The sequence below is a fragment of the Microcoleus sp. AT8-B5 genome (assembly GCF_036705565.1).
In the GTDB taxonomy this organism is placed as follows: Bacteria; Cyanobacteriota; Cyanobacteriia; order Cyanobacteriales; family Microcoleaceae; genus Microcoleus.
Genome location: NZ_JAUBUY010000001.1, coordinates 273,269 through 299,430, shown reverse-complemented (window position 1 = coordinate 299,430; position 26,162 = coordinate 273,269). Strand labels below are relative to the sequence as shown.

Below are 26,162 nucleotides of genomic sequence, written 5' to 3'. Positions count from 1 at the left end.
TCCCGCCCGTCCTTTTTGGACGGGCGGGACGCCCATCCCACAATAACAATTAAAATTGTAAGTTATTTAATTCGCGAGCCTTATGGGTAATCGACCGGACATAATATGAATGGCGAATATAATTCGCTCTTCTACAAAGAAATTCCGCGCCCAGCGAGGCTAGAATAAAAGATGGTAAAAAACTGATTTTCTATTACTTAAAGTAAAGGGCGGCTTGATATAAAACTTGTTCTTGATGGGTTAACAAAGTGCAGTCAGAAAGCGGGTAAGCCACACAAGTAACAGCATAGCCAGCTTGCAATTCTGACGGCTTCAAAAACTTTTGTTCGCTTTGGTCGATTTCACCACTCAGCAGTTTGACAACGCAAGCAGAACACTCTCCTTGCTTGCATCCATTCGGCAAGCGGATACCGGCATCTTCTGCCATATCTAAGATATACTGGTCGTCTGGTACGGAGATCGTGCGATCGAGCGCGATCGCCTCATTCACCAACCGAACTTGATAAACTGCCATTTTTTTCTTATTCCTCGCGAAAAGGCGGGTTTACGATGCTGTTAGTCCTAGCAAATATTTCGGGTAAAACCCGCCCATACAACTAGAAAGGGCGGATTTATATCGTGTATATCTAGACAAGTGCTTCTTGATAATCGAGATTTTCCTCTAGATAAATAGCCCGAATATCCTCGGGCAAATTTGATTCTAAAGTTTGATATCCTTTTTGCAGCAAAGCCTTTACCTGAGCGGGCGAAATAGCTTCGCCTTCTGCTTGCAAATAAGCTGCAATTCGAGTTTCGCTCCAGCGGAAAGTCTGAGCCATCAACACGACTAAACGCGGCAGCGGCGCTAACAATTCTAAGGCTTGTTTGACGTAACACCAGAGGGGAGGCGGAGCCGATTGCAAAGAGTAGTGAATCGACTCAACAGGGGGCAATTCAGCTTGATTGATGCAGACTGCGGTGACATTAATCAGCCAGTTTTGGAGACTGAGATTTTCGCCATCAGACTCTTGGATTTCGCGACGCAAATCCAGGCCTCGGAGTTCGTGATAGATGTGCAGCCAAGTGTGGGCAAACAGGTAATCGCCTTGTACGGGCGATCGTACGGAATGGCGAATCAGGGAGTGTACAATTTGAGCATAGCGGCAAAAAATCGCCGTGAAGAACCTACCTTGATCGGGATGGTTTTGAAACAGGGTCAATAATTCCTGATCGCTGTGGTGAAACAGGGATTTGACCACAGGATGGTTGAATTCTGAAAAATTAGGTGTTTGCACAATTGTTCTGTAACGGTTTTGGGAATAAATGCTGGTGCAGCCCGATTCTACAACACGATATACATTTGATGCAAGTGCTTAAAAAATATGTTGATAATAAAGTCAAATTAATTATATAATTAAGTTGTAGGTGACGGTGAATAAACCTCAATTAGTAGATCGAATTTTATTTGTTCACCGTCACCTACAAAGGTTGTTTAAATGGTAAATTCTTTGTATGTCTAGCATTAATACTGGTATCGAATGGACTGACAGAACGTGGAATCCAACGACGGGCTGCGATAAAGTCAGTCCGGGCTGCACGCATTGTTATGCCGAAGCATTAACAAAAAGGTTTCACACTAATTTTCCTAACGGTTTTGATTTAACACTGCATCGCGAGCGGCTGCAAGAACCCAAACGCTGGCGAAAACCGAGCCGCATTTTCGTGAATTCGATGAGCGATTTATTTCACGAAGAAGTTCCTTTTTCATTCCTTCAAGAAGTTTTTGAAGTGATTCGAGAAACTCCTTGGCACGTATATCAAATTCTGACCAAAAGACACGAACGCCTTCGCGAACTAGCAGATAAATTAGACTGGCATGAAAACATTTGGATGGGAGTTTCTGTTGAAAATCAAAAGTACGTTGACAGGATTGATTGTTTGCGAAAAGTACCTGCCAAGGTCAGATTTCTCTCGTGCGAACCGCTTTTAGGTGCTTTGGATATTGATTTAAAAGGCATCCATTGGGTAATAGTTGGGGGAGAATCTGGACAAAAAAACCGTCCCATGCAAGCAGAATGGGTTGAGAGTATTCAACAGCAGTGTGAGGAGGCTGAAGTAGCGTTTTTCTTCAAGCAATGGGGAGGTAGAACACCTAAAGCTGGTGGGAGAATGTTGGATGAGAAAATTTGGGATGAGATGCCCGAAGCATGGGAGAAACACCAAAGGCAATTCAATAACTACAGTTTAAAAATAAGTCGCACTTCAATGAAAAAAGCTACTACTACTTTGGTAAAAATGTGATTTCTACGCTGTCTCCGAATGTGTTTTCTGTTCGCTTAGATGGATTTGTTATGATTTTACCTTCAGCCTCTAGTTTCAAAAGAGCTTGTTTGTAATTTTTCTTAATGTAACGTTTGCCAACGTGGTGTTGGTTGTAAACTTCTAGCATCGTCAGAGTTTTTCCCGCAAATTCATCAAGTAGCATATTCTCAAGTTCGTCAGGCGGTTTAATATCAAATAGTGAAAGCTGTATTGCAGGCGCAGGATTGTATTCAAAAGACGGTACACCTTGGTCAAAAATAGAGCTCTTTCGGCCCATAATATCTTTAATAATCGAATGACCTCTCGAACTTTTCGACACAAATATCAGATAATGGCTAGTACGATTACCTGTAGCATTTTTAAAGCAAAAATCTTGAACGTGGGAGCCTCCTACTTCTTTTAAAGCTGTGCAAATAGCATTAACAATCGTTAACTCTCTTTGTTCAGGTGACATTGGTTTCAATTCTGTCTGAAGGAGATGAACTCGCTCTTGACCAAAGAGAGAGTTCATGTGCTCCTTTACCTTTGGGTTGTTTAACCCCGGATTAATTCTGTTATAATTAAAGAAAAATATACAATCACAACCCCAACCTTTAATGAGGGAGCGAATGAGTTTTAGCGACAAGCCCTTGTAACCCCAAGGGTCAATAAAAAAAAGTGTGGGAACATTATTATTAATTTGTTGAATAGCTTGGAAAATTTCTTCTCCCACCTCCTCATTTAAAACTATTGGTTCATGTCTTAATCTACCTATGTCGGGGATGGCTGCTATAGCCTGTTGGAGAGAGTGAGTATTATTTGAGTCTTTATCATTAAACAGTGTTACTAGCATTTGTGACATATCGGGATCGGCAATAGCACGTTCCAAGATAAGTAGTGGAGTAGATTTAGAACCGTCTTGATAGCGACCAGGCCCAGAGAACAAATCAATATAGGCAATTTTATTACTCCCTTTCTTGGCTGTTTTTATAATTACTTTTGCCCAGGCCCAAAAGTATTTAGCAACTATTTCTGATTTTACTAAAGAATTATCTCTGGACTCATCAAAGAAAGAACTGTCAGGCATCACAGTCACCTCTACAATTTAGTTAATTTTACTGCGGCTACATAATTGTACCATAACCTCCACCCCCAGGAGTCTCAATCACAAACACATCCCCCGGCTGCATTTCCACAGTCGCCGTACTTCCCAAATCTTCAACTTTTCCCTCCACCGTTTCAACATAATTCCGCCCAACTTTCCCCGCTTCGCCCCCATTCAAACCGCAAGGAGAAATCACCCGCCGCCCCGATAAAATTCCCGCCGTCATTGCCTCCCGAAACCGCACTCGCCGCACAACTCCATTACCGCCGCGATGATATCCATTTCCCCCGCTATTAGCCCGAATTGCAAAACTTTCCAACAACACCGGGAAGCGCCATTCTAATACTTCTGGATCAGTTAAACGCGAATTAGTCATGTGAGTTTGAACCGCATCAGTGCCGTCAAAATCTGCACCAGCACCCGAACCGCCGCAAATAGTTTCATAATATTGATAGCGCTGATTTCCAAAGGTAAAATTATTCATAGTTCCCTGAGAAGCAGCCATCACTCCCAACGCACAATACAAAGCATCGGTAATATTCTGCGATGTTTCCACATTTCCGGCAACTACCGCCGCTGGATAGCGAGGATTCAGCATACAGCCTTCGGGATTGATGATTTCGAGAGGTTTCAAACAGCCCGCATTTAGAGGAATATCGTCATCTACCAACGTGCGGAAAACATACAAAACAGCGGCTTTGCACACCGCAGCGGGAGCATTAAAATTGTTGAATTGTTGAGCAGAAGTGCCAGTAAAATCTATTTTTGCACTGCGCGCAGATTTGTCAATTGTAATCGCTACCTTAATTTGTCCGCCGCTATCCATCGGATAAGTAAACTCGCCATCTTGCAAAACATCAATTACCCTGCGTACCGACTCTTCCGCATTGTCTTGTACGAAGCCCATATAAGCTTGCACAGTCTCTAATCCATAATGTTCTACCATCTTGAGGAGCTCTTCTGCGCCGCGCTTGTTAGCAGCAATTTGTGCTTGCAAATCGGCTATATTTTGAGCGGAATTGCGAACAGGAAAATTACCCGCTGTCAGAATTTCTAGTAATTCTTTTTCTCGAAAATAGCCCTCGCTTACTAACAGCAAATTGTCAAGCAATACACCTTCTTCAGTTACTGTTGTACTGTTAGGAGGCATGGAACCGGGAGTGATGCCACCGATGTCGGCGTGGTGTCCCCGCGAGGCAAGATAAAACAAAGGAAGGGAGGAATCACGATCGAATACTGGAGTAATAACGGTGATATCTGGTAAATGCGTGCCGCCGTTGTAGGGATTGTTAGAAACATAAACATCGCCGGGTTGAACCGCATTGCCTTGTGCTAAAATTAAAGCTTCAACGCTTTCGCTCATCGAGCCCAGATGTACGGGAATGTGCGGCGCGTTGGCAACTAATTGCCCGTTTTTGTCGAAAATTGCACAGGAAAAGTCGAGACGTTCTTTGATGTTGACTGAGGAACTTGTGTTTTGCAATGTGACGCCCATTTGTTCGGCGATCGCCCGAAACAAATTATTAAAAATTTCCAGCAAAACCGGATCGGATTTAACCGCAGATAAACGCGAATGAACGCCGATATTATCTGCGTCCATCTGCGTGCATCTGCGGTTCAAAATTAAATCATTATTTTCGGTGATTTCCCCTTCCCAGCCCGGTTCTATGATATTAGTTCCCGTTGCTTCAACAATCATAGCAGGGCCTTCTATGCAGTCGCCCGATCGCAAATCGTCTCTCTGATAAACAGGCGTTTCCCGCCAGCCGCCACCCACATACATTTGCACCGTTGAAATTGGTTGCACAGGCAAGATGCCTGTGCCACAAGAGGGGGAAATTGTGGATGCTTCTGGCACATCCATTGTTTCTACAACTTCCACCGAAACCGCTTCCACAATCAGCGGTTTTTCTGGCATAATAAAACTGTAACGCTGTCGGTGTGCTGCTTCAAATTCCGCCTGCATCGCTTCAATATTGTCAGCAAAATTGACCGCCAAAACCGAGTCACTCCCCTGATATTTTAAGCGCAACTTGCTAACAACTAAAACCTCAGACTCATTCTCTGTGTTCTCTGCGCCTCTGCGGTTCAATTCCCTCTTTCCCTCAGCCTCCAATTCGCTTAAAATATAATGCAAATCAGATAATAATTCTGTATTTAATTGTTGCTCGATCGCCCTTTCGCGAATAGCCCGCACATCAGCCAAACCCATACCGTAAGCCGACAACACACCCGCATAAGGGTGAATAAATACCCGTTTCATCCCCAAAGCATCGGCGATCGCACAAGCGTGTTGGCCGCCCGCACCGCCGAAACAGCACAAAGTATACTCCGAAACATCGTAACCGCGCTGAAGCGAGATTTTTTTGACAGCATTTGCCATCTTTTCCACAGCGATCGCCAAAAAACCCTCCGCCACCTGTTCCGCCGTCCTCTCGCCCCCAATTTCCCCCGCTAACTGCACGAATTTTTGCTTAACTACGTCAGGGGCGATCGGCAAATCTCCATTCAATCCAAACACTTTCGGGAAAAAATCCGGTTGAATTTTCCCCAACATCACATTGCAATCAGTCACCGTCAACGGGCCGCCTTTGCGATAGCAAGCAGGCCCAGGATTGGCCCCTGCAGACTCCGGCCCGACGCGGTAGCGAGCCCCGTCAAAAAAGACAATTGAACCGCCGCCGGCTGCTACAGTGTGAATTGCCATCACGGGCGATCGCAATCTCACCCCAGCAATTTCCGTCTCAAATTCGCGTTCGTATTCGCCGTTAAAATGGGCAACATCTGTCGAAGTTCCGCCCATATCAAAGGTAATAATTTTATCAAAACCTGCCTTTTTGCTCGTTTGAACTGCACCGACAATTCCCCCAGCAGGCCCAGATAAAATACTGTTTTTTCCTTGAAATTGTGCCGCCTCCACTAAGCCGCCATTCGATTGCATAAACATTAATTTGGGGCATTGGGAATTGGGCATTAATAATCCCTCGTTCCCGGAATCTGCCTCTATTAATTGACTGGTTACTTGTTCGACATAACGCCGTAAAATCGGAGATAAATAAGCATCGACAACCGCAGTATCTCCCCGCGAAACTAATTTCATCAGCGGGCTGACTTCGTGAGATACTGAAATTTGAGTAAAGCCAATTTCTTTCGCTATTTTAGCAACTTGTTTTTCGTGTTCCGAGTAGCGGTAGCCGTGCATGAATACGATCGCACAACTGCGAATTCCCTCATCGTATGCTTGCTGCAAAGACGGGATAAATTCGGGATTGACAGCAGTTAACTCCTCACCTTGAGCACTGTAGCGTTCTGCAACTTCAATAACTCGATCGTACAGCATCTGGGGCAAAACAATGTGACGCGCGAAAATATTCGGGCGGTTTTGATAGCCAATTCTCAGCGCATCGCCGAAACCTTTAGTAATTAACAGAATTGTGCGATCGCCCTTTCGTTCCAGCAAAGCATTTGTCGCTACCGTCGTCCCCATTTTAATCGCTTCAATTTCGGCGGCGGGTATGGGAACATCTGTGGCAATTCCCAAGATGTCGCGAATTCCTTGAACTGCTGCGTCGGTGTAGCGATCGGGGTTTTCCGACAGCAGCTTGTGAATAACTAACTTACCGTCGGGGCTCTTGGCGACAATATCGGTGAAAGTGCCACCGCGATCGATCCAAAATTGCCAGCGAGTGCGATCGGGAAAAGTAGGATTCATATCTCTTTTTTTTGAAATTTTTGCTTGATTAATTTACAAGTATTCAACAAACTTCTGTTCAAGTCAATTCATAAAATTCATAACTTCGGGTCATAAAAGTCATAATTTCTGGTCAATCCAACTAGCACGCGCTCGATCGTGTTAATTTATAGATGTCGAATGCCCTTGACTAACCCCTGACAAACACCAGCCAGAAAATCTAAATCCAAAGTCTCAATCCTATCGCTTTCTCGATGATAATGCGGATTTCGCATATTAGCAGTATCAGTCACCATGATAGCGGGATAACCATTATCCCAAAAAGGAACATGATCGCTGCGGCGAGTATCCGGCACAATTAAACCTCGATTCGGCACCGGCAGCCACTCGCAGGGCTGACCAGATTGGCGAATTTTGCCACTCAAATTAATCAAATCGGGAACCGTCCGCAAAGTGCCAATTAAAGCAATAAAATTGCCACTATTGGGATAAAAATATTTCAAGCCAGCGGGATAGCTTTGAGAATTAGGATTATGGTTGCAATAACCCAACATTTCCAAAGAAATCATTAACCGGATTGACTTTTGCTGTTGCTTGTATTTAGCTGCATGATGACTGCTTCCCAAATAACCGTATTCTTCCATATCAAAGGCGACTAATTGCACTGGATATTTGAGCGGCGCAGATGCGATATCCCTTGCGAGTTCCAGCAAAACAGCAACACCAGTAGCATTATCATCGGCCCCAGGCGATCCGGGTACAGTATCGTAATGAGCACCAATTACGATCGGCTTTTCTTGCTTCTTTTCTTGCTTCCCCCCTTTAGCAAGGGGTGATTCTTCTTGCTTCCCCCCCTTAGCAAGGGGGGGACTGAGGGGGGGTAAATCCAAAATCAAATTGTGATGAATTCGGCCGCGCACGGAAAAATCGTCAATTTCTACAGTTCCCCACTGTCCCAACTGTTCCCGGATGTATTGCTGAGCATAAAAATGCCCTTGGGATGCGAGGTATGGATTGCGATCGCGTACAATTTGAATCAGATGGCTGTGCAAGCGTTCTTTGAGATTCATGCGATCGGAGATACAATGAGTACACTAAGATTATATGGGATTGAATTATGATTGGAGAAGTCAGGATCGAAAATTATAAGTCCATTCAAAAGCTGAAGCTAGAATTAGGACGACTAACTGTATTGATCGGTGAAAATGGCTGCGGAAAGAGCAATATCCTAGAGGCGATCGCCCTTGCTTCTGCGGCGGCTGATGACAAGCTGGATAACGAGTTCTTAGCATCTAGGGGCATCAGAGTTACAGAACCTCAATTGATGCGATCGGCTTTTGAAAAGGAAAATTTAGATAAAGATATCAGCATTGAAATTAGAGGAAATAATGACACAATAAAAATAAGGTTTATTTTAAATAACGATAATACACCCTATGCTCGATGGAGAAATCATTTTTACTATGGGATTTCAGAAGAAGAACGGAATTTAGAAAGAGCCTATAGGCCGCTTGCTGCTTGGGAATATAATAGTTTTTTAGACAGCCGAGATCGACAATATCAATTTATCCGCAAAACAAATATCAAAACACTTAAAATACAGGAATTTATCATTTACTCTCCTGAAAATATCGCCTTACGTACTTTTGAAAAAGAAGGGCAAATTCAACCATTAGGGATTAATGGAGAAGGCTTGTTTAAACTATTAAAAGTTTTGAATTCAGATAACCAGGAGCAGCTTAATGAAATCAATAAAAAACTGCAATTAATAGATTGGTTTCAAGATTTTGAAGCTCCTCCCAATTTATCAAGTATTCAAAACTCTCTCCAAATTAAAGATAGATACTTAGATCCAGATTTAGCTTACTTCGATCAAAGAAGTTCTAATGAAGGCTTTTTATTCTTGCTTTTTTACTTCGCTTTATTTATTAGCGATATCACGCCTAAATTTTTTGCAATAGATAACATTGACGCTTCTCTCAACCCCAGATTATGCCGCCGATTAATGCAAGAATTAGTCGAATTAGCAAAAAAACACGACAAACAAGTTATATTCACAACCCACAACCCGGCAGTTTTGGACGGTTTGGATTTAGGTGATGAGGAACAGCGGCTGTTTGTGATCTACCGCAGCCAACTAGGTCATACTAAGGCTATACGTATTCTCAAACCCAAACCTCTGGAGGGACAAGAACCTGTAAAATTATCAGAGGCTTTTTTGAGAGGCTATATCGGCGGACTTCCTGAAAATTTTTAATATGATTAAGTTTGGATTGATTACAGAGGGACTTACTGACCAGATTGTTATTAAGAGTATTTTAGCTGGATATTTCAACAGATCCGATCTAGTTATCAGATCGCTGCAACCAGAAATAGACAAAGACAAAAACTATGGCGGTTGGACTCTAGTTTTTGATTATTGCAAGTCAAACATTTTTCGAGAATCATTTCAATATAATGACTATATCATTATCCAAATAGATACAGATGTTTTGCTGGATTACCAAAATTCTAATTATAATATTCCCAAGCGAGATGAAAATGGTAATGAATTTACTCCTCAGCAGTCGATCGAAAAAGTTATTGAAAAATTCAGAGATACGATTGGTGAGGATTTTTATGATAAACATCAACAGCGGATCGTGTTTGCAATTTCTGTTGACTCTATTGAGTGTTGGTTCCTCCCACTGTATTATACCGACAGTAGAAAAGCTAAAATTACAAACTGCCTCGACACGTTAAATCGGGAACTGGCGAAAAAACACAATTTTACGATCGACGCTAAGGCTAAAAATCCTGAATATTATCGAATAATTTCAAAACCATATCGCAAGCATAAAGTTTTGATGAAGCATTACGCAGATAATCCCAGTTTAAAAACTTTTATAGAACAGATTCAAAGCAGAGACATTAAGATTGGTGGTGAAGAGGATTGGTAATGAAGCAAGTTATTATGTCCTATAATAGAAACATAGTTATCGGAGATTACCATGCAAGCATACAAACTTAGAGGTAAAATCGATGCAACTGGCAACTTGGTAGTTGTGGAACCCGTGAATATGCCGCCGGGAGATGTAGAAATCATCGTCTTGCAGCTACCTGATACGGTTAAACAAGCCAGCGCGTCAGAAAATGCGATCGCACCTGAAGCACCTCAAAAAAAGTTTAAAACTAATGTGAAGGCATTTCAAGGTTTATTCGATCGAGATGCTGTACCGGAAACGCTGGATTTTGACGATCCAGACAAACAAGCAAAATGGGAATATTTAAAAGAGAAACATAACTTGTGAAAATCCTGATAGACACCAATATAATAGTAGATGTTGCGCTCGATCGAGAACCTTTCTTTTCTGAGAGCGATCGCATTTTAACTTTTGTTGAAGAAGCACAAATTCAAGGCTATATTTCAGCCTCAACTTTTAGCGACCTTTACTATATTATCCGCAGAGACAGAGGCCGCGATTGGACGCTGGATTTTTTGAGGCAGCTAGCCACATTTTGTCAAGTCGCAACAGTAGATAACTCTGTTATTTCAATGGCATTAACTTGCAACTTCAAGGATTTTGAAGATGCGATTCAGTACAGCACTGCTGTCATCAATCGAATTGATGCCATTGTCACCCGCAACCCGCGAGATTTTCCGGTTACTACTCCTAGGATTTTAACTCCAAATCAGTTAATTCTTGAATTAACTGATTCTCCCTAAATTTCTCAAAGCGCTAAACTTCTGATTCCAGTTCGCTAACCCGCAACTGCACGGGTAATTCTACAGAATTCAACTCAGACGACTCTAACAATCCTGTAGCTTCAACTTCTGCACTCGCTTCACCGTGCCGCACTTTTCGCAACTTCTGGGCCAAAGTATCCCGCTGGTTAATCAAATAAATACTAACCAAAGTCAGCCCAACTCCCATCGATTGCAGCGGATTGAGCACTTCGCCCAAGAACAAATTGCCGAACAGCAAAGCAAATACAGGCGTAAGAAAGGTAAGAGAACTTAAACTGGTTAGACTGCCACTCGAAGCAAAATAAAAGAATAAACCGTAGGCGATCGCACTTCCGAACACAGTAGAATAACCTAACGCCATCCAGCCCGAAAAATCGATATTCACAAACTGTTCAGACTCAGTTGCAGCCGAAATTGCCAACAGCGGCAAACCGCCCAAAATCATGTGCCAACCAGTCGCCACCACCGGATCAACATAACGGCAAACCCAGCGCACCAAAACCGTACCCACAGCCATCGACAAAGCAGCCAACAGCATCAACCATTCTCCACCCTGAAACAACTGTTCGATACCCGCAGAAACCTCCCTGTTTTCAGGATGAAAAAGCCCCAAAATCCAGCCATCGGGCAACCCGATCAAACTGATGCCCGCAACGCCAATAACTAATCCCAACCAGCCCCAAAAACCAATTTTTTCTTGAAACAGCCACAAACACAAAATCGCCACTGCTAGCGGCTGAGAATCAATCATCACCGAACCCAAACCCGCACCGGTTCTCGCCAAACCTTCGGCTAAAAAGCCTTGAAACAAAGTAGCGTCAACCAAAGCAAACAGCGAAATCCACAGCCAAGCTTTCCAACCCTGGGGCTGTGGTTTTCCCATCAGCGCCGCCGCCAGCAGCACCAACACACCCGCAGGTACTAGACGCACGAATGCCACAAACAGTGGCGTTGTATGCGGCATCACCCCCTTCATCGCTACCATCGCGGTTCCCCACAGGAAAAACGGCGCAATTAGCAACAGCGGGGCAAAAGGTAGTTTTGAATCGGTAAGTTTTAGCTGCATGGCGGAGACTCCAAATAATTGATGAGATTGATTCTGGTGGGGATGATGTAGTTTTGTTAAGCAATTTTTACAATTATATATTGGTGTAGTCCTGGACGCACGGGTGGCCAGAAACCGGGTTTTTTCACCCACATATTTGCCTCAAACCCTGAATCTCTGCAAAAAACCCGGTTTCTTCAGTCTCATCGAGTGGCCTTCTTCCCTCTTCCTTCTTCCTTCTTCTCTCTTCCTTCTTCCTTGAGATAAGGCACACTAGAAGTGAGATACAAAAAGTAACATTGCCCGAAACTGCCCATGATTTGGCCATTCAAGCCCCGCTACCGCAAACAAATCGCCCGTATCGAAATCACCGGAGCCATTGCCGGAGAAACCCGTAAACGAGTCCTAGAAGCTCTCAAAACCGTTGAAGAACGCAAATTTCCCGCCTTGCTGCTGCGGATAGACAGCCCCGGCGGCACTGTCGGCGATTCCCAGGAAATTTACAGCGCACTCAAGCGTTTGCGCGAAAAAGTCAAAATTGTTGCCAGTTTTGGCAATATTTCAGCTTCTGGCGGAGTTTACATCGGCATGGGAGCCGAACATATCGTTGCTAATCCCGGTACAATTACTGGCAGCATTGGCGTGATTATCCGGGGTAACAATTTAGAACGGCTGTTAGAAAAAGTAGGCGTTTCTTTTCAGGTGATTAAATCGGGGCCGTATAAAGATATCTTGGCATTCGATCGCGAATTGACAGATCCTGAACAGCAAATTCTGCAAGACTTGATCGACACCAGCTACCAGCAATTCGTGGAAACCGTTGCTGAAGCCCGGAAATTGCCTGTTGAGAAAGTGAAAAGTTTTGCCGACGGTCGGGTTTTTACCGGCCAGCAAGCCTTAGAATTGGGTTTGGTCGATCGACTGGGAACAGAAGAGGACGCTCGCCGCCTTGCCGCCGAACTCGCAGGCCTCGACCCGGAAAAAACCGAGTCTTGCACGCTAGAAAAACAAAAACCTTTCCTAAATCGCGTCTTGGGGAGTAGTCTGGATATATCCGGGCTTTCGGCTTACAAGAATTTGCTGGAATTCGATCTTTCTACTAGCGGTTTGCCGCTGTGGATGTATCGCCCGTGATTAAATAGTCAGTTGGCAGTTGGCAGTGGTAATTAGTAATTAGTAATGGGTAATTGCAACTAGCAACTGACAACTAGCAACTGACAACTAACAACTGACAACTGGCAACTGACTAATATGGAGGAAATTTGCGTGGAGTGGCAAGTGCGGGGGATTCGTGGGGCAACAACAGCTAGCGAGAATTCGGTGGCAGCAATTCGAGAAGCGGTGAGAGAATTATTAGATGAATTAGAAGCAAAAAATGATATAAATCCAGATTTAATTATTAGTGCTACGTTTTCTGCTACTCGCGATTTAGATGCTGTGTTTCCGGCTGCGATCGCCCGCGAACGTCCTCACTGGTGTAATGTTCCTTTGTTGGACGTGCAGCAAATGCACGTTGAAGGTGCTTTGGAACGCTGCATTCGGTTTTTAATTCACGTCAATTGGCCGGCAAATACTGAAATTTATCATCCTTATTTGCGGGGAGCTCAAAATTTGCGCCCCGATAGGAATTTAGCGGTGGCGGTGGCTGGGGAAAAATAATAGATTCACTTTGGGCTTGATTTAAAAGTTAACTCACCATTACAGGTGGGTTTATTTTTTACGGGATTTGATACAGTACAAAACCTGCCTTGGGGATATACAGCACTTTCCAGGTAAGTGAAGTACAGAGAAACCGGGTTTCTTGAATAAAACCGGTTTCTGGCGAGAAATCCAGAAGAAACCCGGTTTCTGGGGTGTACTTTATAAACCTGGAATCCGCTGTATGCTTAAAAGCTTTTATTATAAAAAAAACCCGGTTTCTTTGAGAAGCCGGGTTTTTTGTCAATCAGACGCTTTCTTGTGATGCAGCCTAATCCCTAAAAAAATGTCATATATAAAACTCCAAAAGTCCTTTTTCCCTTCCAATATTCCCAAAGTTTGAGGAGAACCTTTCTCATCCAACAGCGGCTTGACAGCCTCATAAGCAGGCTTGTAATTGTACCAAGGAATGGAAGGCCACAAGTGATGAATCAGATGATAATTCTGCCCCAAAATCAAGATATTTAGAATAGGACTAGGATATACTCTGGCATTTTTCCAGCGATCGCGCTCGTGAAACGGACGGTGCGGCAAATAATCAAAAAACAACCCCAAGGCCAACCCCACCACCAAAGCCGGAGAAAACCAAAAATTCAGCACGTAACCTAAATGGTCGTACTGAATGGCAATATACACCACCGCTACGACAAACAAACGGCTGAGAAACCATTCCAAGAGTTCGTATTTCCGCCACAGTTTGCGCTTAAAAAAGAAAATCTCGTGGTAAAAAAACCTCGCAGCAATCAACCACAAAGGCCCGCCCGTAGAAACATAATGGTCTGGATCGTTATCTGGGTCATTAACGTGGGCGTGATGCTGCATATGTACCCGCGTAAACACCGGGAAAGCAAAACCCAACATCAGCGCGCTACCGTGTCCCAAAATAGCATTAACTGTGCGATCGCGATGGGCCGCATTGTGAGACGCATCGTGAATCACAGTTCCAGCCATGTGCAAAGCCAACACGTTCAGCGAAAAACAGCACCATTGGGGCCATCCCCAACACCAGAAACCCAAGTTAGAAATCACGATAATCACTACTGCACTCAAAAACAGCAGCAGTGTCGGATTCAAGTCACCGGGAGGACTCAGAAACTCTTTCGGCACTGTCAGCGGCCGTCCTGCCTCCGACATCTTTGTTAAGACTCCTTAATATTTCACACTTGCGTAGTATAAGATACAAGCCAGACAATAGTAAAGTTTTGTCAGGAACCTCAGCCTCAAGGCATGAAAGAACAGAGTTCGATCGCCAAAAACTAGCCTCTGCACAAACAGGAAAGTATTGCTGTTGTACAAGGATACCAGTCCTAGATTAGCCAAAAGAGCTCAGCAGACCAATTAAAATCAATGGGTATGTCTGTATTTATGTCAAGCCTGAGAGCGGAAAAATTTGCAAAAAAGAGCGCTCCCCAAGAAAAGATTACCGATCGGTAAAAAGTCAGATATTCTATATATTGTTCAATACCTACTTTTTTGACGACTATCAAAATTTTTAAGACTTGAGACTAGCATCATTGCTTGTAGTGCAAAGATGAAACGTTAGCCGAAATTTAAACAAGAAATCCACCTGCCTCCCCAGAACACCGCTGATGCAATTGCCAAAAGCCCTACGCCGGACTAAAATCGTCGCCACCATTGGCCCAGCAACTTCGGACCCACAAGTGCTGCGCCAGCTCATAGAAGCAGGTGCCACAACTTTGCGACTCAACTTTTCCCACGGAACAGAAGAAGACCACCAGCGCAGCATTCGCTTAATCCGGCAAACATCCTTTGAACTCAACCAGCCGGTTGCCATCCTCCAAGACCTCCAAGGCCCGAAAATTCGTTTAGGGCGCTTTGAGACAGGCTCTATAGTTGTCAAAAACGGCGATCCTTTCATTCTCACCAGTCGCCAAGTTCCAGGCACCGAACTCATTTCTTCCGTCACCTACGACCCCCTAGCAGACGAAGTTCCAGAGGGATCAGTGATTCTGCTTGACGACGGGAAAGTGGAAATGCTGGTCGAAAAAGTAGACCGTGCGGCGCGGGAATTGTACTGCCGCGTCGTCGTCGGCGGGCCACTTTCCAACAACAAAGGGGTGAATTTTCCCGGAGTTTACCTGTCAATTAAAGCGCTGACTGATAAAGACCGCAAAGATTTAATGTTCGGCCTCGACCAAGGTGTCGATTGGGTGGCGCTGAGCTTTGTGCGGAATCCCCAAGATGTGCTCGAAATTAAAGAGCTGATTGCCAGTGCGGGCAAGCAAGTACCGGTGATTGCTAAGATCGAAAAGCACGAGGCGATCGAACAAATGGAGGAAATTCTGACCCTTTGCAACGGCGTGATGGTCGCCCGCGGCGATTTGGGAGTGGAACTACCCGCCGAAGACGTGCCGATTTTGCAAAAGCGCCTGATTGCTACCTCCAACCGCCTGGGCATTCCGGTAATTACCGCTACCCAGATGCTCGACAGCATGGTCAACAATCCCCGTCCCACCCGCGCCGAGATTTCCGACGTGGCCAACGCGATTCTTGACGGAACTGATGCAGTGATGCTGTCCAATGAAACTGCTGTCGGCAAATTCCCCGTCGAAGCGGTGGCGACGATGGCGAGAATTGCGGTGCGGATGGAGAGGGAAGGAATCAAGCGGAATATTCGGAATGTAGAAGATATTGGTCGATCGATCCCCAACGGCATCAGCCAAGCAGTCAGCCAAATCTCCGAACAATTGAACGCCGCGGCCATCATGACGCTGACCAAAACCGGCGCCACAGCCCGAAATGTCTCGAAATTCCGACCCAAAACTCCGATTTTGGCAGTTACTCCTCACGTAGACGTAGCCCGACAACTGCAATTAGTATGGGGAGTAAAACCCTTGCTGGTGCTGGATTTGCCCTCCACCGGCCAGACATTTCACTCTGCCATGACAGTCGCCCAGGAAAAAGAGTTAGTCTCCGACGGAGATTTAGTGGTAATGACCGCCGGTACTCTGCAAGGGGTTGCCGGATCGACGGATTTGATCAAAGTTGAAGTAGTGACAGCAGTTTTAGGCAAAGGCACCGGTGTCGGTTTGGGATCGGTGAGTGGGATGGCCAGGGTTGCTCGCACTGCTGCGGATGTAGGCAATTTCCACGCTGGAGAAATTTTGGTAGTGGAACACACCAGCGTCGCTTTTGTGGAGATGATTCGGAAAGCCGCAGGTGTGGTGACGGAGGAGGACAGTTTGACTTCTCACGCCGCGATTATCGGTTTGCGGTTGGGCGTGCCGGTGATGGTGGGCGTGAAGAATGCCACGCGGGTAATTCGGGACGGAACTATGCTGACGCTGGATATGCAGCGGGGTTTGGTTTATTCCGGGGCCAGAGGCGGTTCAACTGACACTGAAGTGACCGTTTAACTGTTGGTGAGTTGTAGAATTTTGAATTAAATTCTACAACTCGTTGCTTTTTTCGCTGAGGTTGTGCTATAATCCAAAATTGTCTGTGCCGATGTAGCTCAGGGGTAGAGTATTCGATTCGTAATCGAACGGTCGTGGGTTCAAATCCCACCATCGGCTTTGGGTTTCAGCGATTTTTGTCTGTCTTTAGTCTATGACTGAGCTCAAACTGTGATCAAAACGCAGTTTAACTGCTCAAAAATGCTCTCGGCGCCGAGAGCATTTTTATTTTCCCTAAATCCTTGTGTGGTGGAGATTATGAATTTTTTTAATCATATCGTTTCCGGTTGCATCGGTATTGTTCAAATGTCCAAACAGTGAGTTGTCATATCAATTCCGGTTTTATCGGAATGATGAAACCGCAGAGGACACAGAGGATACAGAGAAAGGGAAGAGAGAGATGAATACAGGACGATGCCAACGGATTTGATATCATATCGTTTCCGGTTGCATTTGAATAATAAAATTGAGTCAACATTTAACACTCAACCATTGAGTTTTTCGACCCAGAGTCAACAGTCAACAGTCAACAGTCAACAGTCAACAGTCAACAGCCAACAGTACAAACCTGACATCGTATTACTTTGGGGGCCGGGGGAGGCGAAAACTCAGGGGACTGAGGATTTGATTGAGAGTTCGCAGTTGTTCGGCGGTGCCCAAACAAATCAGCATATCTCCTCCTTCGATCGCAGTTTCTCCGGTAGGCCCGACAATCAAAGTCCCGTCAGCGCGCCGCACTGCTAAAACCAAGGCCCCCGATTGCGATCGCAACTTGGCATTTCTCAAAGTTTCCCCAACGTAGACACAACTATTGGGATCGACCAAAAATTCCTCCATGTAAAAAGAACTCTCGGTGCCGGTCAAAACACCGTCTAAAAAATCCATAACTTGAGGCCGCAAAGCCGCCGCCGCCATGCGTTTTCCCCCGGTAATGTAGGGGGATACGACGGCATCGGCGCCGCCCCGCTGCAACTTCTTTACGGCTTCTTCTGTGGTGGCGCGGGCGATCGCCCGTACTTTCGGATTCAGAGTTTTCGCTGACATGACAGTGTATAAATTCTCGGCATCCGAAGGCAAAGCTGCTACTATGCAAATTGCGCGATCGATCCCCACACTCAGCAAAATTTCGTCCAGAGTCGCGTCTCCTTGGACAGCCGTGTACCCCAGTGCCAAGGCTGCCTCAACCGACTGTACCGCCGAATCTATGACCACAAAAGGAATATTTTCGGCCTGAAATTCCAAGCCAATCTGGCGGCCAGTGCGCCCAAAACCGCAGAGAATGTAATGCCCGATCAAAGAATCTACCAATCGTCGCTGCTGCCTAATTCTTGCTCCTTCTTGAAAATATCCTTCAATCAGTGCTTCTGTAAAGCGGTTGACGATGAAACCAATCACAATCACGCCCATCAAAATCAGGCATATGGTAAACATTCGCCCGCGTTGACCGAGGGGCTGAAGTTCACCGTAGCCGACAGTGGCTAGGGTAAATACTGTCATGTAAGCGGCATCGAGCAAAGACCATTTTTCCACCTGCCAATACCAGAGAGTACCTGTGCAGAAAATGCCGCCCAGGGCGATGACTCCGCCCGTTAAGTCTTTTTGCAGGCGCTGGTACTTTTGTTCTAGAGTTGAATACACCGATCGGGCTTACCTATTACCTATTAGCTGCTACTAATTTTAACGATATCAGCCCTAGACGCAGGGGCGGTCAATCGATTTTAGATTTTAGATTTTAGATTTTAGATTTTAGAGGCGACCCCACGGATAAATGCGGGGGGTTGAGGATTTTCGATTTGGGATTGACTTGCGCGAGATAAATCACGTGGCGGGTACCACCTTTGAAAATCTTGGTCAAAAAGCCAGTTTCTGCCTAGATACTTTGCTGCCAAACTCAACATTTTGACCGAAAGCATCCAGGATACAAGCCACCGAATTTATCTCGCGCAAGTCAATGCTTCAATTCTTTAATCTAAAATCTAAAATCTAAAATCTAAAATCGATTAACCCGGTTTTTTTTGCGTGAGTTCCGACTGAGTTCCAATCCCGTCGCAGAGGTGGCGATTGCTGGGATAGGCGATCGGATTTGTCTGAAAATAATTGCGGGCTCCATCGCAACCCTGCTGCAACAAATCGTCAAGATTAAAATTCCACAGCATCACCGTACCGTCAGCGCTAGCAGTAGCGATCGCTTTGCCGTCTGGACTAAAACTCGCACTCCAAACAGCATCCTTATTACCTTTTAAAGTTTTGAGCAATGTACCGTCAATGTTCCACAGCCTCACCATTTTGTCTGTGCTTGCAGATAGCAACATTTGACTGTCGGGGCTAAAGCTGATATTTGTCACTCCACTTGTATGCTTTAAAATACTTAGCGGTGTGCCGTCTTTGCTCCAAATTCTCGCAGTTCCCCCAGCACTTGCAGTCGCCAGCATTGCTCCATCTGGACTGAAAGCTACACTCATTATTTTATCACTTTCAATCTGTAAAGTTCGGAGCAATTTGATATCGGAGCTTGCTTCAATTGACTGCTGTTTTTGCAACTTTTCCACAATCTTTCTCAAACTCCAAAGTTTAACAGTGCCATCAGTGCCAGCCGCAGCAATTATCTGACCGTCGGGGCTAAAACTCGCGCTGGTTATCCAACCTCGCTCGACTTTTAAACTTGACAATTCTTCACCGTTGATTTTCCATAGCTTAACTGTTCCATCGGCACTTGCTGAAGCAATAATTTTACCATCTGGACTCAAACAGACGCTTGTTATTTGACCGCTGTGTGCTTTTATATCATGAATTAACTTGCCATCTTTTTGCCAAATTTTGAGAGTTTGGTCGTCGCTTGCAGAGACAATTATCTGACCGCTAGCATTGAAAACTGCCCTGATAATTTTATCAGTATGCCCTGTCAATGTTGCTTGCAAAGTTCCATTAGTTTGCCAAAGCTTGATATAATTATCATCGGTAGCAGTCACAATTGTTTGACTGTCGGGACTGAAACTCGCGAAAGCAAGGGTACTGGCTTGACTCTGCAAGCGGCGGCGTTCCCGAAAGTTGTAAACTGCCTGTTCTAGGGCGATCGCCACTCGCATCTGAATATCTGAACTCACTCCGAGCGATCGTTTCATTTCTGTAACAGCTCTGATGCTTTCTAGCAAAGCTTCTTCTTTTTTATCCGCAGCAAATAGCGTTTCTGATAGCAAACTGAGAGTGAGAATTTTGTTGTTTCTTTCTTCGATTGACGGTTTTACCCAAAAAGTTACTATCAGGATTGATATTAATATGACTGCGGAGCCGGTAACTGTTTGCACTCTCAGTTGTTGCTCGCGCCAAAGTTTAGCTGCAATCACTTTTTTCTGCTTTTGTGCTTCGCTTAGTTCCTCTAGTAACTTTTTTTCGCGGCGCAGTTGTTCCATTTCAGCTTGAGTTTGTTTTTCGCGATCGCGCAATTTGGCAAACTCCGCTTCTTGACTTGCACCTAAAAATTGATAATCTTGGGTATTCAAGCTTTTATTTGCCGCCCACTGTCGGGCATCTTCCAGTGCTTGACCGCGCAACAAGCGAGATTCGTCTTGACAATTGGTAGCTATCCATGCTGTTAGGGATTCAGCATAGGGGCGCAAGTCGCCGAGCGCTTTTTCTACCCAGTCATGGCTGAATATAGCTGCGTAAATGCGGTTGGATACGGTTAATTTTCCGGCTCGTTTTACTACTAATCCGCTCAGCCGCAATTCTGTTTGTTCGGGAGTATCATCGGCGCAGATCCCCCCTGCCCCCCTTAATAAGGGGGGTTCTGAAGGTTGCTGATTTCCACTCAGTTGCTGTTCGGTTTGTTCGGGAGTATCATCGGCGCAGATCCCCCCTGCCCCCCTTAACAAGGGTAATTCTGGCATTTTCTCCCCCCTTATTAAGGGGGGTTGGGGGGGATCGCAGGGTGGCAATATTTTTTGATATAGTCCTAATAACCTACTGGCGCGGTGCGGACTTCTGAGAAGGCGATCGCGAATTGTTTTAATGTGTACTGGTTCATCGGACGATTCCCAATTATCAATAATATGAGATTGCACGATCTCGCTAATTAATAATTGATTTATAGTAATATTTTCAGTTTTGCTTTCATCCGTTGAATCTGATATAATAGAAGCCGACGCTAAACTTTTTACATGGTACAAAATCAGCTTGCAAAGCTTTTGAGTCAGAAATGGCTGCCCTCCAGTCCAGTCCAAAATCTCTTTTAAAACCTCTTGAGGATTCTCTACTTTTCCCTCAAACCCCTTTGCTAAAGGCAGAGCTTCTTGTAAGTTAAAACCGTGCAATTCAATAGGTAAACCGATATTGAAGGGCGTGCGAGTTGCATCGCTAATTAAATCCGATGGGGTAGCTACTCCCAGCAAAGCAAATGTAATGCGCTGGTATTCTGAATTGTGAGCGCGTTTATTGTAGCAACATCTAATTAATGCAAAAAAATCGTCTAGCGGTTCTTGGAAACTCAGAACGCTATCAATTTCATCAATAAAAATGACCAGGTTTTGAGAAATTTTGACCAGCAGCAATTCTTCAATTAACTCTCCTAAGCGCTGCACCGGCGACATCAACTCTCTCTCCCGCCACCAAGCCATAAACTCGACTGGGTTAAACAGGTTGAAGCTGCACAAGAGTTTGTAAGCGACGCCGCCGTACCACTTATCTAGAGAGACTTGCTGGTTGCCAATGTCCGAAAGGTCGATCGTAGCACAAGCAATGCCATCAGCCGAGAGTTTTTGTACAGTTCGCACTAGCAAACTGGATTTGCCCATTTGTCGGGAATTGAGCACGTAACAAAACTCTCCGGCTTTGAGGGCTTGATAAAGTTCTGAGTCAGCTTGTCGCACTACATAAGTAGGTGCATTTTGCGGGAGACTGCCGCCGATTTGATATTGGTAATCGACTGTCATGATCTTGCCTATAATTAGATTATCTGGTCACTTGTGTTGTGCCTGTGCTACAAGCAAGTTTACCATTTTCATAGGTGGGTTCCGCTGGTTTAATTGTACCGGGAGAATCAGCTTGGCAGAATATGGATATTGTTGTTATTATTCCATCTTTAGCAGCCTTGGGCTCAAATTTTTTAACAGGAACTAGAAAGACACCGCCGACATAACTCTTAAGTTGTGGTTGCTTGGAGACTCCATAATTAAAAGCAGTTTGCTTTGTGGCGCGAACTGAATACTTGTATTTTGTTGTCTCCGTTTTTATCCCAATTTCCAAAGCATTAACAGAAGTGGCAAAAGCACTTTTTTCAGCAAAGTGAGCTTGCTGCGCTTTGTTCATTGAGCTAACATACTGTTTTGCTTCTGACTGCTTGCTTCTATTGGTATTATTTAGATAAAATGGCAGAGCTATCCCATTCATTACTCCAATACCGGCTATAAGTAATAAGCATCCACAACCGCGACAAGCTGCATTGCGAACTATTGATTCTTGATTGTTAGTCATGGTGTTGTCTCCTTAAATGGTATATACAATGCGAATTAAAGTCGGCGAGGCAGAGCCTCCGGAGTTGCGTTACCAGGCAGAGCCTGGTAACGAGGAAAAGGAGGAAATACTAATCTCTAAGCTCGCAGCTTTTGTACTTCTTTCCGGTCAATGGATGTGGGCTGAATCACTTTACTGCCGATCGCAAAATCGCGCAATTCCACTCTCGTAAACTTCACACCCCAAGGATCGGTCGTTGTATCCAACTCCTCGACTAAAGCATTATTAATCTCATGTCGAGCCGTGTAGAGTTCCTCAACAGATAATTTAGCAAGGTGAGTGCGAATTGAAAGAATCAGCATATTTAACATCGCTTCCTTGAGATTCTGCACTTTGTAGGAAGCTTTTTCTAAGTCAATGATTCGCCAGTACACAATAAAATCAACGGTGATGGCTACCCGATCGCGCGTTGTGCATTCTTGCGGTGGCAAGTTTAAAATTTGCTCGCGCAGAGTTTGTTTATAGGCGACTTGCTCGACAAAGGGAATCAAAAAGGTTATACCCGGTTCGAGTTTTTTTCGATCGTACTTTCCGAAAATTTCAACTAACGCCTCATCTCCTTGACGGACGATTTTTACACTGCTGGCTAAGGATACTCCGGTGATGGCAAACAATACCGTCAAAAAATAGTGATACATAGTGAATCTCCTGGTAAATAGTTGGCAGTTGACAGTTGACAGTTGATAGGGATTTCTTAGTCTCTTATAGAGGGACTTTGTTTGGCAAGAAGCGATTTCAATCGTCTAGTCATAAAAGAACTCAGATTTAGCCGTTGATGTGGATTAATCTGTCAGGTACAACAATCAGCGTGTTTCCTTCGCGGCGCAAAACGTAAACTTTTTGTCTGGGTGCGATCGCCCCTTGGGAATCTTCATTGCGAGCTTTCCACGAAGCCCCTTCATAAATCACCATTCCGGTTTCTCCGGGGAAAATTTCGGAGATTGTTGTCGCTTCCGTGGCTTCGGGAATCACAAACTTTTTGCGAACAATAAAAATTGGTCGAATCCAGATGCTCAGCGCGAGGGCTATCCCCATCCAGTAGAAGATTTGCCAGTCAAAATCTTCATACATTATGTTCGCCCAACTAAACTGAAATGCTACCGATCCTCTCCACAAAATAAATGATTCAATTACAGCCGAAGCTCCCATCATTAGCAGGTAAAATCTGTATTTTTGGGGCTGAGTTTTGATGATTAATAGCTCCATCGCACTAAGCACAACTCCGATCAGCAACCAGAATAGGGGCGGGGTGAAGGCGAAACCTGGTTGATTAGTGGCTGACGCCAGCGACCAAATTAGGATAGAATACACAATGCTTTTACCTCGTTTTGATGGGATTCAACCTTGTTATTTCTAATCTAATCAGGTGGCTATTTGAGTTTGCGACTGAGTTATTTGAAAATTCATCGACTTTTCATCGACTTTTCATCGACTTTAGGGACGGTTGGCATTTATGATGGTTTCAGTGTTTTGATTGTGATAAGCAATGCCACGATCGCTAAGGGTGCGCGAAGAGTGCATTCGCGCAGTTAAATCCTGTCTCCTGAGAAATGGCTTCCCCAGTCAAAAAATCCTGGCTGAGGATTTAGGGATGGCCCAATCTACAGTCAGCCATTTTCTGAATGGCAAACCTGTGGATTATGCCAATTTCATCGAAATTTGTCGCGGATTGGGGCAGGAATGGCGCGATATAGCCGATTTTGAGGCGAATTCAGAGCCAGAGGAGGTAGTGCTGGTGAGGGCCAAAGTGGCGATCGTCTTCGAGGGCTTAGCCAACGCCCTCACCACCTCACACAAAACCCTTTCTCAGCAGTTACACCAAGCTTTGAGTGCGGGAGGCCACGAAGTCTTTTTTATTAACAACAGCAGCGACTCAGCCTCATATTTAAAGCGTTGCGATTATTTGCTGCTGCTGATTTCCGAAGAATCGGCCGCTAGCGAAATGGTATTGGAACAAGTGCAGCTAGCCAAAGAATTGCACAATTTAACTGGTCATAAACCCGCAATTTTACCGATTATAGTTGAATTAAATACACCGCTTTCCTTTGATTTACTTAGCTATTTAGCAGGAATTCAGCCCTGGCTGTGGCGCGGTGTTGGCGACTCATTTAAGTTATTATCACAAATTTTAACCATTATCAAAGAAGGTCGCACATCGTTAACTGCCGACCATGAATTGGCTGTAGAATGGCAAGTAATTACTAGCACCAAACAGTCAATAAGTCAACCCCTGCCAGCCGCGCCGCCAGAATTGCCGGGAGGACAAGTTGAACTCACTTCTTGTTTTTATATCGATCGCCCTCCGATCGAATCCCGCTGTTACGAGACGATCGCCCAACCGGGAGCCCTGATCCGTATAAAAGCACCCAGACAAATGGGCAAAACTTCCTTGATGGCAAGGATTTTGCATCATGCCGAACTGCAAGGTTCTCGCACGGTAGCGCTGAGTTTTCAGCTAGCAAATAGGAAAATATTTGCTAATTCAGATACATTTTTGCAGTGGTTTTGTGCTAGCATCGGTCAAGAGTTAGGAATGCTGGAGCAGTTGCCCAAGTGTTGGGAATTAGCCGATTTGATTGGCAGCAATCAGTGCTGCAAGGCTTATTTTGAACAGTATTTACTGTCAGAATCTTCAAGTCCTCTGACGTTAGGCCTGGATGAGAGCGATCGCCTATTTGAATCACCGGAAATTGCCGACGACTTCTTTGGGTTATTGCGAGCTTTGCACGAAGAAGCAAAACGGCGCGATATTTGGAAAAAGTTTCGTTTGATTGTGGTGCATTCCACAGAAGTTTATATCCCGCTGGATGTGAATAAATCGCCGTTTAATGTAGGGTTGCCCATTGATTTGCCTGAGTTTAATTCGCAGCAAGTGCAAGATTTGGCTAAACGGCACGGATTGAATTGGAGTGGGAATGAAGTTGGAGAAGTGATGGGGTTAGTGGGCGGAAATCCTTATTTAGTGCGCCTAGGAATGTATCATATTTCCCGTCAAGATGTGACTTTAGATCGGTTAGTGAAAGAATCTGCAACTGAAGCGGGAATTTACAGCGATCATTTGCGGCGGCATTTATGGAATTTAGAGAAATACTCGGAATTAATGGAGGCGATGAGAGAGATTGTGAGTGTTTCCCAGCCAGTTAGATTGAGGTCTGAATTGGGGTTTAAGTTAAATAGTATGGGGTTGGTGAAATTGGATGGAAATCATTGCATTCCGAGATGTCGGTTGTATCAGGAGTATTTTGGCGATCGGCTATAAGCCCAGAGAAACCGGGTTTCTGACAAAAAACATTGGGTTTATTGCAAAGTCTTGGCCACAAACCCGGTTTCTAACCCTGCGATAACTCCAGAGAAACCGGGTTTCTGAGCAAAAATCTCAGGTTGATTGCAAAGTCTTGGCCAGAAACCCGGTTTCTGTCACAGGTCTGCGTTGCGTAACTCCTGGAAAAGTCGATGAGAAGTCGATGAGAACTCACTCAAGTTCTCAAATAGCCACCTGATTTAATAGAGACATCGAGCGAAAAAGATGAGACTATGAGAAACTTACACCGTCTTGAATTCACCGCTGACAGAAAAGCTCGCAAAGCCAACACACCCAATATTTCCTCTGTGATAGTAAGCCTACTTATTTCTGGGTTCACTATATTTTTTACAATTTCTTATTTTCCAGTTTTGCCAAAAATTAATTTGCC

General features: G+C 44.7%; 21 protein-coding genes and 1 tRNA gene. 10 read left to right on the top strand and 12 right to left on the bottom strand.

All coding sequences use genetic code 11. The annotated features are described in order from the left end of the window. Window positions 1-193: 193 nt before the first annotated feature. Both QUB39_RS01370 and QUB39_RS01365 read right to left on the bottom strand, forming a co-directional pair. Window positions 194-514, bottom strand: coding sequence for a 2Fe-2S iron-sulfur cluster-binding protein (locus QUB39_RS01370; protein ID WP_333052864.1), 321 nt, complete (start codon window positions 512-514; stop codon window positions 194-196). 112 nt (window positions 515-626) lie between these two features. Continuing rightward, entirely contained in the window at window positions 627-1,274 is a 648-nt protein-coding gene (locus tag QUB39_RS01365) for a sigma-70 family RNA polymerase sigma factor (protein WP_333052863.1), read from the bottom strand. A 217-nt stretch (window positions 1,275-1,491) separates the two neighbouring features. Between QUB39_RS01365 and QUB39_RS01360 the strand changes: the two genes are divergently transcribed. Further along, on the top strand, window positions 1,492-2,280 hold the full coding sequence (locus QUB39_RS01360; RefSeq protein WP_333211912.1) for a phage Gp37/Gp68 family protein: 789 nt from the start codon (window positions 1,492-1,494) through the stop codon (window positions 2,278-2,280). Here the strand turns inward: QUB39_RS01360 and QUB39_RS01355 are convergent. From QUB39_RS01355 to QUB39_RS01345, 3 genes are all read right to left on the bottom strand, one after another. Continuing rightward, a complete protein-coding gene (locus QUB39_RS01355; protein WP_333211914.1) occupies window positions 2,261-3,367 on the bottom strand; it encodes a three-Cys-motif partner protein TcmP in 1,107 nt (368 codons plus the stop codon). The two genes, QUB39_RS01360 and QUB39_RS01355, sit on opposite strands and share 20 nt — an antisense overlap. Window positions 3,368-3,404: 37 nt before the next feature. Next, window positions 3,405-7,097 (bottom strand): hydantoinase B/oxoprolinase family protein, encoded by a 3,693-nt coding sequence (locus QUB39_RS01350; protein WP_333211916.1) that lies wholly within the window; start codon window positions 7,095-7,097, stop codon window positions 3,405-3,407. A 146-nt stretch (window positions 7,098-7,243) separates the two neighbouring features. Further along, window positions 7,244-8,146, bottom strand: coding sequence for a M28 family peptidase (locus QUB39_RS01345; protein WP_333211917.1), 903 nt, complete (start codon window positions 8,144-8,146; stop codon window positions 7,244-7,246). 47 nt (window positions 8,147-8,193) lie between these two features. Here QUB39_RS01345 and QUB39_RS01340 point away from each other — a divergent pair, with 47 nt between their 5' ends. Genes QUB39_RS01340 through QUB39_RS01325 form a run of 4 tightly spaced genes read left to right on the top strand, consistent with a single transcriptional unit; the run spans window position 8,194 to window position 10,782 of the window. Then, the gene (locus QUB39_RS01340; RefSeq protein WP_333211919.1) at window positions 8,194-9,333 is read left to right on the top strand and encodes an AAA family ATPase; all 1,140 of its coding nucleotides are present in this window, start codon (window positions 8,194-8,196) and stop codon (window positions 9,331-9,333) included. Between the two features lies 1 nt (window position 9,334). Continuing rightward, window positions 9,335-10,015 (top strand): phage tail protein, encoded by a 681-nt coding sequence (locus QUB39_RS01335; protein WP_333211921.1) that lies wholly within the window; start codon window positions 9,335-9,337, stop codon window positions 10,013-10,015. Between the two features lie 51 nt (window positions 10,016-10,066). After that, a complete protein-coding gene (locus QUB39_RS01330; RefSeq protein WP_333052856.1) occupies window positions 10,067-10,366 on the top strand; it encodes a hypothetical protein in 300 nt (99 codons plus the stop codon). Continuing rightward, a complete protein-coding gene (locus QUB39_RS01325; RefSeq protein ID WP_333211923.1) occupies window positions 10,363-10,782 on the top strand; it encodes a PIN domain-containing protein in 420 nt (139 codons plus the stop codon). The genes QUB39_RS01330 and QUB39_RS01325 overlap by 4 nt, the downstream gene beginning before the upstream one ends. A 13-nt stretch (window positions 10,783-10,795) precedes the next feature. On the opposite strand, the gene QUB39_RS01320 is transcribed toward QUB39_RS01325, so the two are convergent. Further along, entirely contained in the window at window positions 10,796-11,869 is a 1,074-nt protein-coding gene (locus QUB39_RS01320; RefSeq protein ID WP_333211925.1) for a DMT family transporter, read from the bottom strand. A gap of 294 nt (window positions 11,870-12,163) precedes the next feature. Here QUB39_RS01320 and sppA point away from each other — a divergent pair, with 294 nt between their 5' ends. After that, window positions 12,164-12,982, top strand: a complete 819-nt coding sequence (gene sppA / locus QUB39_RS01315; protein ID WP_333052852.1) for a signal peptide peptidase SppA — start codon at window positions 12,164-12,166, stop codon at window positions 12,980-12,982. A gap of 117 nt (window positions 12,983-13,099) precedes the next feature. Further along, complete coding sequence (gene aroH / locus QUB39_RS01310; RefSeq protein ID WP_333052850.1) at window positions 13,100-13,507, top strand: chorismate mutase; 408 nt, start codon at window positions 13,100-13,102, stop codon at window positions 13,505-13,507. Between the two features lie 282 nt (window positions 13,508-13,789). Here aroH and crtR read toward each other — a convergent pair whose 3' ends face one another. Then, window positions 13,790-14,680, bottom strand: coding sequence for a beta-carotene hydroxylase (gene crtR / locus QUB39_RS01305; RefSeq protein WP_333211928.1), 891 nt, complete (start codon window positions 14,678-14,680; stop codon window positions 13,790-13,792). 455 nt (window positions 14,681-15,135) lie between these two features. On the opposite strand from crtR, the gene pyk reads away from it, so the two are divergent. Both pyk and QUB39_RS01295 read left to right on the top strand, forming a co-directional pair. Continuing rightward, on the top strand, window positions 15,136-16,923 hold the full coding sequence (gene pyk / locus QUB39_RS01300) for a pyruvate kinase (RefSeq protein ID WP_333052847.1): 1,788 nt from the start codon (window positions 15,136-15,138) through the stop codon (window positions 16,921-16,923). 87 nt (window positions 16,924-17,010) lie between these two features. Further along, window positions 17,011-17,082, top strand: a tRNA-Thr gene (locus tag QUB39_RS01295). 459 nt (window positions 17,083-17,541) lie between these two features. Here the strand turns inward: QUB39_RS01295 and QUB39_RS01290 are convergent. From QUB39_RS01290 to QUB39_RS01270, 5 genes are all read right to left on the bottom strand, one after another. Beyond that, on the bottom strand, window positions 17,542-18,600 hold the full coding sequence (locus QUB39_RS01290) for a potassium channel protein (RefSeq protein WP_333052846.1): 1,059 nt from the start codon (window positions 18,598-18,600) through the stop codon (window positions 17,542-17,544). 362 nt (window positions 18,601-18,962) lie between these two features. Continuing rightward, window positions 18,963-21,890 (bottom strand): AAA-like domain-containing protein, encoded by a 2,928-nt coding sequence (locus tag QUB39_RS01285; protein WP_333211930.1) that lies wholly within the window; start codon window positions 21,888-21,890, stop codon window positions 18,963-18,965. Between the two features lie 19 nt (window positions 21,891-21,909). Next, the gene (locus QUB39_RS01280; RefSeq protein WP_333211932.1) at window positions 21,910-22,431 is read right to left on the bottom strand and encodes a type IV pilin-like G/H family protein; all 522 of its coding nucleotides are present in this window, start codon (window positions 22,429-22,431) and stop codon (window positions 21,910-21,912) included. A gap of 116 nt (window positions 22,432-22,547) precedes the next feature. Further along, window positions 22,548-23,108 (bottom strand): SPFH domain-containing protein, encoded by a 561-nt coding sequence (locus QUB39_RS01275; RefSeq protein ID WP_333211934.1) that lies wholly within the window; start codon window positions 23,106-23,108, stop codon window positions 22,548-22,550. Between the two features lie 127 nt (window positions 23,109-23,235). After that, entirely contained in the window at window positions 23,236-23,781 is a 546-nt protein-coding gene (locus QUB39_RS01270; RefSeq protein ID WP_333211936.1) for an NfeD family protein, read from the bottom strand. Between the two features lie 175 nt (window positions 23,782-23,956). Between QUB39_RS01270 and QUB39_RS01265 the strand changes: the two genes are divergently transcribed. Further along, entirely contained in the window at window positions 23,957-25,729 is a 1,773-nt protein-coding gene (locus QUB39_RS01265) for an AAA-like domain-containing protein (RefSeq protein ID WP_333211938.1), read from the top strand. Window positions 25,730-26,162: the final 433 nt, after the last annotated feature.